The organism is bacterium, assembly GCA_017744355.1.
Classification (GTDB): Bacteria; Cyanobacteriota; Sericytochromatia; order S15B-MN24; family UBA4093; genus JAGIBK01.
The window spans coordinates 51,489-63,674 of sequence record JAGIBK010000008.1 but is presented as its reverse complement, the minus strand read 5'-3'; the positions used below and the strand labels follow the sequence as shown (position 1 = coordinate 63,674).

Below are 12,186 nucleotides of genomic sequence, written 5' to 3'. Positions count from 1 at the left end.
CCGCCCCGCCAGGGGGCAGGGAGACGAAGAGTTAGGGGTCCGAGATGACGGGCAGGTTACCGGGTGCGGCCGAAGGAAGGTTGATGGGGACACCCACTGTGCCCATGCCGGATTGGGGCACCTTGACGGCCACGAACACGACGGCACCGGTGGTGCTCACCGTGACCGTGCCCTCTTTGTTCACACCGCCCGAGGCGGCGGTGATTTTCGCCGTCCCCGGCGCGACGGGGCGCAAGAGGCCGTTCTGATCCACCGTGGCGACCCCATGATTCGAGGAGCTCCAGGTCAGGGCATCCACCTGGCGCCTGCTGCCGTTGGTGAAGGTCCCGATGCAGGTGAGCGGCACGATCCGGTAGGCCTGCTGCTGGCCATTCAGATTCTCGAAGGCCAGATCAACGAGCACCTCGAAGGGGAGGGTCTTGCGGATGCCGTCCACCGCCACCTCCACGTCGCCCGAGACGGCGCCCGCAGGCACGGTGGCCCGGATCTCCTCGTCGCTGACGCGGGTCACCGAGGTCGCGGGGATCCCGGTGAACTTGACGGTGACGGGCCAATCCTGGCTCTCGCCGAGGAAGGCTCCCGAGATGACGATCTCCTTGCCCACCCCGCCGTAAGAGGGGGTGAGCACCGCGAGGGTGGGCTCGATGAGCGGGTCCATGGTGATGGCGACGAAGTTGACGTTATTGGCGTAGATGTCCACGTTGCCCGTGCCCATGGCGACTGGGACGTCGTTGGCGCTGGGCGTCGTCTGCTCGTACAGCTTGGCGACGACGCGCACCCCCATGGTCGCCTTGACCCGGAAGAAGACCTGGGAGGAGAGATTCCCCTCGGTGGGACGCTGGACGCTGGCTTGAGTCATGAGGCGCCCGGCCGAGTCGTAGAGCCAGACGGTGGCAGAGTTGGCGCTCAGGGGGATCGCCTGCACGTTGCGATCAGGCCAGCGGATGCCGATGCGCAGCTCGCCTTCGTTGCTCGTCGCGGGTCGCTGAGAGGCAGGCGCCTGCGGGGCGGCGGCGCGATCCGAGATCGGCGCGAGGGAGGCGGTGCAGCCGGCGAGCAGCGCGAAGGTGAGGAGGGCCGCGAAGGTCGTTTGCTTCTTCATCGCGGACCTACTGGAGCTGGACGACGGTCGTGCCCTCGTCCACCACCGTGATGGTGACCGTGGCCGACTTCTCAGGGGCGCGGCGGGAGGTGGCCTTGAGGATCACGGGCTCGAGCGAGGGCTTGGCGCCGCCCGTGGTGCGCACGGTGCTGACGTAGCCGCGGGCGTCGACCTGGACCAGCTCGGGATTGGAGGAGGTCCAGACCAGATCCCCGTCGAGGAGATCGCCACCCTCGAGCACCACGCGGGCATCGAGCTGGAGCGAGGTCGCGAAGCCTGCCGAGGCCAGATTGGGGTTCTGCGGCGGGACGCTGAGGGTCGCCTCTTCGGGCGTGATGGTGACGGCCTCGATCTTGCGACCCGAAGTATCGCTTCCCGATGTGCCCTTCTGATCATCCACGGGAAGCGGCGGGTAGCTGGTGCAGCCGATGAGCCCCGCAAGGAGCGCTACGACGGCCAAGGTTGCCGGGAGAGTGCGCATGAGAGAGGGAAGCCTTTCGTCTGGATCGGGCGATCGCCTCTTCCGTTATACCCGACAAGCATCCATCTGCTTCAAGCGCCGGCCACTCAGGCCTTCAGCAAGCCCGGATCCTTGGCAATCCGCTGGCGTACCGCTTCGTAGAGCATGACCCCAGCAGCCACCGAGGCGTTGAGCGAGGTCGTCTTGCCCAGCAAGGGGAGCTTGGCGACGAAGTCGCACTTCTCGGTGACCAGACGGTGCATCCCCTCGCCCTCGCTGCCGATCACCAGCGCGATCGGGCCGGTGAGGTCCACGTCGTAGAGCCAGCGATCGCCCGAGGCCTCGGCCCCTACGACCCAGAAGCCCGCTTCTTTGAGTTCCTCGATGGCCCGGGGCAGGTTCACCACCCGCGCCACCGGCATGTGGGCAAGGGCACCGGCGGCCGTCTTCTCGACCACCCCGGTGAGCGAAGCCGAGCGGCGCTGGGGGATGACCACCCCGTGGGCGCCGGCGCACTCGGCGCTGCGGATGATGGCGCCGAGGTTGTGCGGATCCTCCACCCCGTCCAAGAGGACCACCAAGGGCTGAGGATGAGCCTTGGCCTTCTCGATCACCTCGTCCAGGTCGGCGTAGGCCTGGGTCGCCACCGAGGCGACGATCCCCTGGTGAGCAGCACCCGAGGTCAGCTGGTCCAGCTTGCCGCGCTCGGTGAGCTGGACGCTCGCGCCCTTGGCCTTGGCGAGCTGGCGCACCTTCGGGAAGAGGGCTTCCTTCTCGAGCGATCGCAGCATCCAGATCTTGTTGACGGGGCGATCGCCCTCCAGCATCGAGAGGACCGCATGCCGCCCGTAGATCATGTCGCCCTGGACGGCCTCGGCGGGCGCTTCGGCCTGCGGCGCGGGCCGCTCCTCACGGATGGGGCGCTCTTCACGGACGGGGCGCTCCTCGCGCACAGGGCGGGCGTCGCGCGAAGGACGCTTGGAGGCGTGATGGGGCTTAGGCTTGGTCATGGCGAGGGGCCTCCAGAATCGAGTCAGTGGCAAGCAGGATCTCGGAGAGGCGCTCACCCTCTCCTCGCAGGTAGAGCATCCCCAAGAGCGCCTCGAAGGCGGTGCTGTGGCGATAATCGGCGACCGAGGCGTTCTTGGGCACGTTGCTTTTCAGATTACGCGCCCGGCGCACCACGTCGGCCTCAGCCTCGGAGAGGGAGGGCATCAACGAGCGCAGGGCCTCGGCCTGGGCCGAGGCGCGCACGCGGGAAACCTTGGCGGCATGCAGGCGCTCGACCGGCACATCGGCGGTCATCAGCCGGCTGCGCACGTGCAGCTCGTAGACCGCATCACCCATGTAGGCGAGAAGCCGGGGGCTGAGCAGGCGCCAGTCGACCTCTTTCGGAAGGGGCGGAAAAATCGGCCTACCTCCCGATGCCCAGGGCCTCGGCGCGCTCCCAGGCGGTCTCGCCGCCGGGGCGATCCATCAGGGTGACGCCCAGGTCCTTGAGGCGATTGCGGATGCCGTCGGCCACGGCCCACTCCTTGGCGGCCTTGGCCGAGGCCCGGCGGGCGATGAGGGCCTCCAGGCGCGCCTCGGAGGTCTCGCCGTCGACGCCGAACTCGGTCGCGAGCGCCGAAAGGGCGTCGGCGAGATCCGACAGGTCCCGGTTCTCGGCCGGCAGGGTCGCAAGGTCGATGCCGAGCACATCGTCAGCCAGGTCGAAGAGGGTCTTGACCACGTGGCCCGCGGCCGCCTCGTCGGTGCCCTTGAGCTCGCCGATGGCCTTGGCCCCCTCGAACAGGACCGCCAGGGCCTTGGAGGTGTTGAAGTCCTCGTCCATGGCCGCCCGGAAGGCCTCCGTCAGGTGGTCCTGGAGGGCCTTCACCGCCTCGGTGGGCACGACCAGGTGGTCCTTGTGGCGCGCGAGGCTCTTGCGCAGGCGCGCAAGGCCCGTGCCCGCCGCCCGGATGGCCTCGTCCGAGAAATCGAGCTCCTGGCGGTAGTGGGTGCCCAGCATGAAGAAGCGCACGTCCTGCGGATCGTAGAGGTTCCGCACGTCACGGGCGGTGGCGAAGTTGCCCAGGCTCTTGGACATCTTCTCGGCGTCGATGGTCAAGAAGCCGTTGTGGAGCCAGTAGCGAGCGAACGTGTGGCCCGTGAGAGCCTCGCTCTGGGCGATCTCGTTCTCGTGGTGGGGGAAGGTGAGGTCCAGCCCGCCCGTGTGCAGGTCGATGGTGTCGCCCAGGTGCTTGCGGACCATGGCCGAGCACTCGATGTGCCAGCCGGGGCGGCCGGGGCCCCAGGGGCTGTCCCAGGCGGGCTCACCGGGCTTCGCGGCCTTCCAGAGGGCGAAGTCCATGGGGTTGCGCTTGCGCTCGTCCACCTCGACCCGCGCGCCCGCCTGCATCTGCTCCAGGGACCGACCCGAGAGGCAGCCGTAGGTCTCGAAGGTTTCGACGGCGAAGTACACGTCGCCATCCACCGCGTAGGCGTTGCCCTTGGCGATCAGCCCCTCGATGTGGGCGACCATGTCGTGGATGTGCTCGGTGGCCTTGGGGTAGACGTGGGCCCGGCGGATGTTGAAGGCGTCCGCGTCGAGGAAGAACTCGCGGATGAAGCGCTCGGCAAAGGCATCCCAGGGCTCGCCCGCGATCGCCGCGTCGCGGATGATCTTGTCGTCCACGTCGGTGAAGTTCTGGGCGTGCTTGACCCGGTAGCCCGCATGCTCGAGGTAGCGGCGCACCACGTCCCAGGCGATGAAGCAGCGCAGGTTGCCCAGGTGGATGAAGTTGTACACCGTCGGGCCGCAGACGTACATGGTCACGTCCGGGGCGTGCTGCGGCGCGAAGGCCTCCAGCTGGTGGGTCCGATCGTTGTGTACGCGTAGCATGGACCTGCTCTTTCTTGCGAGGGGGCGTAAACACTTATTTTACCGCCCACCGAGGGGCACAGCAAGCGAAGAGGTTCGGTATGAGGAAATCGTGAGAGGTGGGGTCTGGCTGGGTACAAAAACCCTAGCTAGCTCCCCCGTCTCTCTGGAGATATGTCATGTCAGACGAACAGCGTTCGAATAACCCGGTCAAGGCCACCCAGATCCTGCAGAAGAATGCACTGGAAGACCGGTTCCGGGATCACACCCCCAACCCGGGCGATCCCGACTACAACGACTTCCTCACCTACCAGGCCCTCAAGATGGTCGAGGAGCAGCGCCTCAAGCGCCTGGACAAGGGTATTTAACGAAGAAAGCCCCCCGAGTCGGGGGGCTTTCGCTTTGGGCTAGTGCTTGCCGCCCAGGGCGCTCTTGAGCATGTCCATCCAGTTGACGCCGTGGTGCTCGGCCTTCTTCTTGGCGACCTCGTCGTAGCGACGGAGCAGGTCGGCCTCCTCGTCGGAGAGCTTGGTCGGCACTGCGATCTTGACCTCCACGTGCAGGTCACCACGACGGCCCTTGGGATCCCCGAGCAAAGGCACGCCCTGGCCCTTGAGGACGAAGGTGGTGCCGTGCTGGGTGCCCGCCGGGATCTTGATGTTCTCGGTGCCCTCGAGGGTCGGCACCTGGACCTCGTCGCCCAAGGCCGCCTGCGGGAAGGTGATGGCCTCGGTGTAGAAGAGCTCGGTGTCCTGGCGCTCGAAGTGCTCGTCGTCCTTGACGTGCAGGACGATGTAGAGGTCGCCCGCAGGGCCACCCTTGGGGCCCACGTCGCCCTCGCCGGTCACGCGCAGGCGCGCGCCGGTGTCGACGCCCGCCGGCACCTTGACCGAGAGCTTCTTGGCCTTCTTGTTGCGACCGGCCCCCTTGCAGGTGCCGCAGGGGGTCTCGATGACCTTGCCCTCGCCCGAGCACTTGGGACAGGTCGCCACCTGGGAGAACTGGCCGAAGATGGTGCGCTGGGTCTGGGTGATCTGACCGGTGCCCTGGCAGAGGCCGCAAGTCGAGACGGCGCTGCCTTCCTTGGCGCCCGAGCCCGAGCAGTCGTCGCACTTTTCCAGGTGGAAGAGGTCGATGGTCTGCTCGCTGCCGAAGACCGCGTCGCGGAAGGCCAGCTCCAGGTCGAAGCGCAGGTCGGCGCCCCGCTCGGGACCCCGCCGGCGGCGCGCGCCGGGCCCGCCGGCCGCTCCGCCGCCGAAGAAGGCCTCGAAGATGTCGCTGAAGCCGCCGAACCCCTCGAAGCCCTCGAAACCAGGCCCGCCCGCGCCGAAGCCCCCTTGCGAGGCGGCGTGGCCGAACTGGTCGTAGCGCTGGCGCTTCTGGGCGTCCGAGAGGACCTCGTAGGCCTCGGTGACCTCCTTGAAGCTCTCCTCGGCCCCGGGCTCTTTGTTGATGTCCGGGTGGTACTGGCGCGCTAGCTTGCGGTAGCTCTTCTTGAGCTCGTCGTCCGTGGCGTTCTTGGCGACGCCCAGGACCTCGTAGTAATCGCGTTTGGTGCTCATGGCCTCAACTTGGGACTAACGAGGGGCCAGACGATCTGGCCCCTCGTGGGGATGGATGGACTACTTGACCTCTTCGTAGTCCGCGTCGACGACGTTGTCGCCGCCCGAACCGGAGGCAGCACCCGCCGCAGCGCCCTCGGCGCCAGCCGCGCCGGTGCCCTGACCGAAGACGGCCGCGTTGACCTCGTAGACCGCCTGGGTCAGGTCGTTGGTCGCCTGGGTGATGGCCTGGAGGTCGTCCTTGCCGCTCGCCTCGCGGAGCTTGGTGACCGCGCCCTCGAGCTTGGTCTTCTGCTCGTCGTTCAGCTTATCGGCCGACTCGCGCAGGGTCTTCTCGGCGGTGTAGACCGCGGCGTCGGCCGAGTTACGGGCCTCGACCAGCTCCTTGCGCTTCTTGTCATCCTCGGCGTGGGCCTCGGCGTCACGGCGCATCTTCTCGACCTCGTCCTTGGAGAGGCCGCCGGTGTTGGTGATGGCGATCTTCTGCTCGTTGCCGGTCGCCTTGTCCTTGGCCGAGACGTTGACGATGCCGTTGGCGTCGATGTCGAAGGTCACTTCGATCTGGGGCACGCCGCGGGGCATGGCGGGGATGCCAGTGAGCTGGAACTTGCCGAGCGTCTTGTTGTCGCCCGCCATCTCACGCTCGCCCTGCAGGACGTGGATCTCGACCGAGGTCTGGCCGTCGGCCGCCGTCGAGAAGACCTGGCTCTTGGAGGTGGGGATGGTGGTGTTGCGCTCGATCAGCTTGGTGAACACGCCGCCGAGGGTCTCGATACCCAGCGAGAGCGGGGTGACGTCGAGCAGCAGCACGTCCTTGACCTCGCCGCCGAGCACGCCCGCCTGGATGGCGGCGCCCAGGGCAACGGCCTCGTCGGGGTTGACGCTCTTGTCCGGCTCCTTGGCCAGGTACTTGCGGATGGCGTCCTGCACCGCGGGGATGCGGGTCGAGCCGCCCACCAGGATGATCTTGTCGATCTCGGCGGGCTTGAGGCCGGCGTCCGACATGGCCTGGCGGGTGGGCCCCATGGTGGCCTCGACCAGGTCCGCGGTCATCTCTTCGAACTTGGCGCGGCTGAGCGTCAGGTCCAGGTGCTTGGGGCCGCTCTGGTCGGCGGTGATGAAGGGCAGGTTGATGTTGGTGGTGACCATCGAGGACAGCTCGATCTTGGCCTTCTCGGCGGCCTCCTTGAGGCGCTGGAGGGCCATCTTGTCCTTGCCGAGGTCGATGCCTTCGCTCTTCTTGAACTCGTCGATCAGCCAGTTGATGATCCGCTCGTCGAAGTTGTCGCCGCCCAGGTTGGCGTCACCGGCCGAGGCCTTGACCTCGAACACGCCGTCGCCGAGCTCGAGGATCGACACGTCGAAGGTACCGCCGCCCAGGTCGTAGACCAGGATGGTGTGGTCGTTGGACTTGTCCTCGCCGTAGGCGAGCGCCGAAGCGGTCGGCTCGTTGATGATGCGCAGGACCTCGAGGCCGGCGATGGTGCCGGCGTCCTTGGTGGCCTGGCGCTGGGCGTCGTTGAAGTACGCGGGGACGGTGATGACCGCCTGGGTCACCTTCTCGCCCAGGTAAGCCTCGGCGTCGGCCTTGAGCTTGCCGAGCACCATGGCCGAGATCTCCTGGGGCGAGTACTCCTTGCCCATGATCTCGACGGCCGCGGCCCCGGTGGACGCCTTCTTGACCGTGTAAGGCATCTTGGAACGGGCTTCTTGGATCTTGTCCTCGTCGAAGTTGTGGCCGATGAAGCGCTTGATCGAGTAGACGGTGTTCTCGGGGTTGGTGATGGCCTGACGCTTGGCGACCTGGCCGACCAGGCGCTCGCCGGTCTTGCTGAAGCCCACGATCGACGGGGTGAGGCGCGCACCCTCGGCGTTGGCGATGACGACGGGCTTGCCGCCCTCCATCACGCAGACGACCGAGTTGGTGGTGCCCAAATCGATCCCGATGACCTTACCCATGGTTGTCCTCCTTATGCGAGTCGGCGGCGTTGGCCGCCATCTCGGTCTTTGGTTCGGTGTTGAGTGTGGCGTTGGGGTTGTTGGCGACCTGCACCATCGCGTGGCGCAGGACCTTCCCGTTGAGGTAGTAGCCCCGCAGGACCTCGGCGAGCACCGACTGGTCCGGAGCCTCGCTCGTCTCGATCTGGGCGATCGCCTCGTGCAGGTTGGGGTCGAAGGGCGTGCCCTGGGCTTCCATGGGCACGACCCCCGACTTGGTGAGGAAGTCCATCATCTGGCGCTGAATCAGCTCGACTCCCGTGAGCACCTGCTGGACGTCGGTAGCCTTCCGGGAGCTTGCGATCGCGCGCTCGAGGTTGTCGACGACCGGCAGCAGGTTCTCGAAGACGCGGGAGGCGGCGAACTTGACCAGCTCTTCGCGCTCCTGGGTCTGGCGCCGGCGGTAGTTCTCGAAATCCGCCGCCAGGCGCTTGTACTGGCCTTCCAGCTCCGCGAGGCGCTGGTCCTTCTCGTCGGCGGCGGACTCGGGAACAGTCGCCTCCTTGAGTTCTTCTTCTGCCAAAATATCCCTCCTGTGGGTGTGATGCGGGCGCCGAAACTAGGGACGAGGGCCGGGCGGCGGCTCCAGCCCATAGAGGTCGGTAAGCGCCGAGCTGAGGCGCTCGGCCATGGCCTCGACGGCGGCGATCGCCATCGCGTAGTGCATCCGGGTCGGGCCGATCACGGCGATCTCGCCGAGGACCTGCTCGCCGAGGCGGTAGGGCGCGGCGATCACCGAGCACTCCCTGAAGTCCGAGAGTGGATTCTCGGAGCCGATGGCGATCCGAGCACCTTCCTTGGCCCCCGAGGCGAGCGTGTCCATGAGATCGATCATGACCCGGTCGTGCTCGAGCAGGCTCAAGAGCTGGCCCACCTTGCCCATCTCGTTGAACTCGGGCTGCTGGGCCAGGTACGACTGGTGGCCCAGGTAGAGGCGCTCGCTGGGCTTGGTGCGGGGGATGCGATCCCACAGAGCCGAGAGCACCTCGTGATAGGCCGAGAGCTTGGCACTCACCGAGGTGAGCGCGTCCTGGGTGAGCTGATCCAGGGGGCGATCGCGCAACTGCTCGTTGAGGAAGTTGGCGACGATCATGAGCTCCTCGGTCGAGAGGGGCTCAGGCAAGCGGATGAGCTGGTTTGAGACCTGCCCCCGGTCGGTGAGCAGGATGAGCAGGACCTCCTGCTCGGCCACGGGCATCAGCTGGATGAACTTGATCTTGCTGTCGGCCTGCCGCGGAGCGCGCACGATCGCCGTGCAGCCCGCGAGCACCGCCGTGAGCTTGGCCGTCTGTACCATGAGCTCGGGGAGCTCCTGGGCGGCCAAGGGGTTGCGCGCCAGCTGCTCGCGCTGCTCGGGACTGAGCGCCCCCGGCTCCATCAGGTTGTCGACGAAGACGCGGTAGCCGTGATCCGAGGGCACGCGGCCGGAAGAAGTGTGGGGCTGCTTGAGCAGGCCCTCCTCTTCGAGATCGGAGAGCTCGTTGCGGATGGTCGCAGGGGACAGGCCCAGATCGTACTTCTTGGAGAGCGTGCGGGACCCGACCGGCTCGGCGGTCTGGATGTAGTCGCGGATTACCGCGCGCAGGATGTGCTGCTTTCTCGGCGTCAGCCGAAAGTCGTTTCCAAACATCACGCCCTAAGATTCCTGAGATCAGACTCGAGGGGCCGCTTGCGCTTCGCTGCTCGCTTACTCGTCGGTTCTCGTGGGTCCGTTAGCACTCACCGCAGCAGAGTGCTAACACCTTTTGTATCACCCGGCGTAGCGGTTTGTCAAAAAGCGGATCCGGATCACCGCCAGGGGCTCGCGCCTGGGGCATCATGGCGGGGTTCCCGCGCGCCAACTATAATAAGGCGAGCGATTACGAGGAGGTTTTCCCTTTGACCATGCGCATCAGCTCCCGCCGGATCCTCATCGACGACCGGCCCGATCTCGTGTTCGGCGGCGAGTTCCAGTATTTTCGCATCCAGCGGGATCAGTGGGAAGGCGTGCTCACCTCCTTCAAGGAAGCGGGCGTCAACCTGATCTCCGCCTACGTGCCCTGGATCTGGCACGAGGTGAGCGAGGGAGAGTTCGACTTCGACGGCCGCACCGCCCCCGAGCGCGACCTGCGCGGCTTCTTGTACCTGTGCCGCCGGCTGGAGCTGCCGGTCATCATCAAGCCCGGCCCTTACATCTACGCCGAGTACCAGGGCTTCGGCATCCCCTTCTGGCTGCGCGATCGCTACCCCGAGACCCGCATGCGGCCGCCCGCCGCTCCCGATTACCAGGAGATCTTCCTCAACCATCCCCAGTTCCTGAATCTGACCAGGCGCTGGTTCGAGGCCCTGGCTCCCCTCCTCTCGCCCATGATCGCCGCCGGCGAGATCGTGGCCCTCCAGCTCGACAACGAGACGGGCATGCCCCAGTACGGCTCGGGCCCCTACCTGACGGATCTCAACCCCGAGTCCCAGCGCCAGCTGCGGCAGTACCTGCGCACGCGCTACGACGACGTCCAGGCCCTCAACGACGCCTGGGGCACGCGCTACGTCGACTTCGAGGCCGTCGCCCCCCCCACCGAGGCCCCCTCGACCCGCACCCAGCTCGTGGACCTCGCGAACTACGTCGAGGACACGGTGGTTTCTTACCTGGATACCCTCAAGGGCTACTGGAAGGACCTCGGGATCGACACCCACTTCTACCTCAACGACGTGTGGTTCCCGAGCTGGCCCAACCACTTCGCCAAGAAGAACCGGGTCGCCCCGGTGGGCTACGACCTCTACCCCAAGTTCATCCGGGTCTCGACCCCGCTGGACCAGCCGTACGCCATCAGCTTCGTGCCGAAGATGTACCGCTCCATGCTGCAGGGCGGCCCCCTGATGGCCCCCGAGATCGGCGCCGGCTGGATGGATGTGGGCGTCAAGGTGCCCGTCATCGCCACCCTCCAGAAGATGATGGCCTCGTACCTGCGCGGCAGCCAGGGCAACATCCTCTACCCCCTGCACGAAGGCCAGGACCCCGACGGCTCCAAGTACCTCTACCGCTCGCCCTTCAACCACAAGGGCGAACGCTCGGAGCGCATGGCGGTGGTCGAGGCCCTGGGCCAGTTCCGTAAGGACTGGGGCCGCCTGCTCGCCGACAGCGAGGAGGTCTCCTCGCCGGTGGGGATCCTCTACTACCAGGACGCCACCCACGACATCCTCGCCTTCACCTGCGACCCGGCCAAGATCGCCAAGGAGAACCTGGACGACGCCATCGACCGGGGGGTCACCCACTTCCCCGCGAACGCCGGGCTGTACGGGGCCCTGGTCGAGGGCGGCTACCAGCCCCAGGTGCTTGAGCTCTCCACGGCGAGCCTCGAGGAGCTCTCGGCCTGCAAGGTGCTCTTCTTCAACTGCACGGGCCACCTTTCCCCCGAGCTGGTCGAGAAGCTCGAAGCCTACGTGGAAGCGGGCGGCTCGCTCGTGACCATGGGCACCCCCTTCGTGGAGGGCGACCACCGGCTCTTCCCCGGCCGCCTCAAGCGCACCTGGCGGCCCCGGGCGCTCGCGGTCGTCACCGGCACCGTGACCGACTTGACCTGGTTCCACCTGCGCGAGCGCCACAAGATCGCGCACCCGATCGTGCGCTTCACCCTCGAGAAGCTGCAGCCGGTCATGGGCATGATCAAGCACGCGACCCGCGCGGGGGTGTGGCTCACCGACAGCCTCTACGGCGGCAAGGTCTGGTGCACCCGCATGGTGAGCTACGTGACGGTGCCGCCCGGCGGTACCGAGCTCCTCAACTACATGAAGGCCCCCATCGGCTACATGGCCCCGGTGGGCGCCGGCACCTCGTCCTTCATCGGGACCCTGCTCGGCCCCATCATGGACAGCCCCGGCTACTACCTGGACGACCCGGCGCGCAAGCAGTCGGTGGTGAGCTTCGTCTCGAGCCTCTTGGTGCAGCTCGGCGTGAAGCCCCTGACCCGGCCCTTGCTCGGCCTGGAGCCCGTCATCCGCAAGACGCCCGGGGGCACCCTCCTGGCACTCATCAACCGCGGCGAGAGCCGGGACTTCACCATGAGCCTGCCCGAGGGCTGGCAAGCGGACCGCATCACCCAGCAGTTCTCGTACCTGGGCTCGAAGGCGACCTGGGACGGGCACCTCTCGGGGCACATGAAGGGCGGCGACGTGCTCTGCCTGCACCTGGCGGATGCTTGATGCGCGGCGTTCATCGACATGT

At 66.9% G+C, this 12,186-nt stretch carries 11 protein-coding genes; 2 read left to right on the top strand and 9 right to left on the bottom strand.

The window, feature by feature from the left end:
* Positions 1-31 precede the first annotated feature (31 nt).
* The 5 genes from J7643_17660 to cysS form a co-directional block, all read right to left on the bottom strand.
* Entirely contained in the window at positions 32-1,102 is a 1,071-nt protein-coding gene (locus tag J7643_17660) for an Ig-like domain-containing protein (protein ID MBO9542422.1), read from the bottom strand.
* Between the two features lie 7 nt (positions 1,103-1,109).
* Positions 1,110-1,583 (bottom strand): hypothetical protein, encoded by a 474-nt coding sequence (locus J7643_17655; GenBank protein MBO9542421.1) that lies wholly within the window; start codon positions 1,581-1,583, stop codon positions 1,110-1,112.
* 86 nt (positions 1,584-1,669) lie between these two features.
* Complete coding sequence (gene rlmB, locus J7643_17650) at positions 1,670-2,419, bottom strand: 23S rRNA (guanosine(2251)-2'-O)-methyltransferase RlmB (protein ID MBO9542420.1); 750 nt, start codon at positions 2,417-2,419, stop codon at positions 1,670-1,672.
* A gap of 139 nt (positions 2,420-2,558) precedes the next feature.
* A complete protein-coding gene (locus J7643_17645) occupies positions 2,559-2,909 on the bottom strand; it encodes a Mini-ribonuclease 3 (protein ID MBO9542419.1) in 351 nt (116 codons plus the stop codon).
* 67 nt (positions 2,910-2,976) lie between these two features.
* Entirely contained in the window at positions 2,977-4,446 is a 1,470-nt protein-coding gene (gene cysS / locus J7643_17640; GenBank protein MBO9542418.1) for a cysteine--tRNA ligase, read from the bottom strand.
* Positions 4,447-4,604: 158 nt separating this feature from the next.
* Here cysS and J7643_17635 point away from each other — a divergent pair, with 158 nt between their 5' ends.
* Positions 4,605-4,793, top strand: coding sequence for a hypothetical protein (locus J7643_17635; protein ID MBO9542417.1), 189 nt, complete (start codon positions 4,605-4,607; stop codon positions 4,791-4,793).
* Positions 4,794-4,832: 39 nt separating this feature from the next.
* Here J7643_17635 and dnaJ read toward each other — a convergent pair whose 3' ends face one another.
* From dnaJ to hrcA, 4 genes are read right to left on the bottom strand one after another with little or no spacing between them, the layout of a single operon-like run.
* Positions 4,833-5,987 carry a molecular chaperone DnaJ gene (gene dnaJ, locus J7643_17630; GenBank protein MBO9542416.1) on the bottom strand — a complete coding sequence of 385 codons (1,155 nt, stop codon included), beginning with the start codon at positions 5,985-5,987 and terminating at the stop codon, positions 4,833-4,835.
* A 60-nt stretch (positions 5,988-6,047) separates the two neighbouring features.
* Complete coding sequence (gene dnaK / locus J7643_17625) at positions 6,048-7,946, bottom strand: molecular chaperone DnaK (protein ID MBO9542415.1); 1,899 nt, start codon at positions 7,944-7,946, stop codon at positions 6,048-6,050.
* Positions 7,939-8,508 (bottom strand): nucleotide exchange factor GrpE, encoded by a 570-nt coding sequence (gene grpE, locus J7643_17620; protein MBO9542414.1) that lies wholly within the window; start codon positions 8,506-8,508, stop codon positions 7,939-7,941. Before grpE ends, dnaK begins: the two co-directional genes overlap by 8 nt.
* A 36-nt stretch (positions 8,509-8,544) precedes the next feature.
* Positions 8,545-9,618 carry a heat-inducible transcription repressor HrcA gene (gene hrcA / locus J7643_17615; protein ID MBO9542413.1) on the bottom strand — a complete coding sequence of 358 codons (1,074 nt, stop codon included), beginning with the start codon at positions 9,616-9,618 and terminating at the stop codon, positions 8,545-8,547.
* A 251-nt stretch (positions 9,619-9,869) separates the two neighbouring features.
* Here hrcA and J7643_17610 point away from each other — a divergent pair, with 251 nt between their 5' ends.
* Complete coding sequence (locus J7643_17610; protein MBO9542412.1) at positions 9,870-12,164, top strand: beta-galactosidase; 2,295 nt, start codon at positions 9,870-9,872, stop codon at positions 12,162-12,164.
* Positions 12,165-12,186: the final 22 nt, after the last annotated feature.

Coding starts and splice junctions, on each gene's coding strand:
- J7643_17660 (MBO9542422.1), bottom strand. CDS start 1,102: ATGAAGAAGCAAACGACCTTCGCGGCCCTCCTCACCTTCGCGCTGCTC.
- J7643_17655 (MBO9542421.1), bottom strand. CDS start 1,583: ATGCGCACTCTCCCGGCAACCTTGGCCGTCGTAGCGCTCCTTGCGGGG.
- rlmB (MBO9542420.1), bottom strand. CDS start 2,419: ATGATCTACGGGCGGCATGCGGTCCTCTCGATGCTGGAGGGCGATCGC.
- J7643_17645 (MBO9542419.1), bottom strand. CDS start 2,909: ATGGGTGATGCGGTCTACGAGCTGCACGTGCGCAGCCGGCTGATGACC.
- cysS (MBO9542418.1), bottom strand. CDS start 4,446: ATGCTACGCGTACACAACGATCGGACCCACCAGCTGGAGGCCTTCGCG.
- J7643_17635 (MBO9542417.1), top strand. CDS start 4,605: ATGTCAGACGAACAGCGTTCGAATAACCCGGTCAAGGCCACCCAGATC.
- dnaJ (MBO9542416.1), bottom strand. CDS start 5,987: ATGAGCACCAAACGCGATTACTACGAGGTCCTGGGCGTCGCCAAGAAC.
- dnaK (MBO9542415.1), bottom strand. CDS start 7,946: ATGGGTAAGGTCATCGGGATCGATTTGGGCACCACCAACTCGGTCGTC.
- J7643_17610 (MBO9542412.1), top strand. CDS start 9,870: ATGCGCATCAGCTCCCGCCGGATCCTCATCGACGACCGGCCCGATCTC.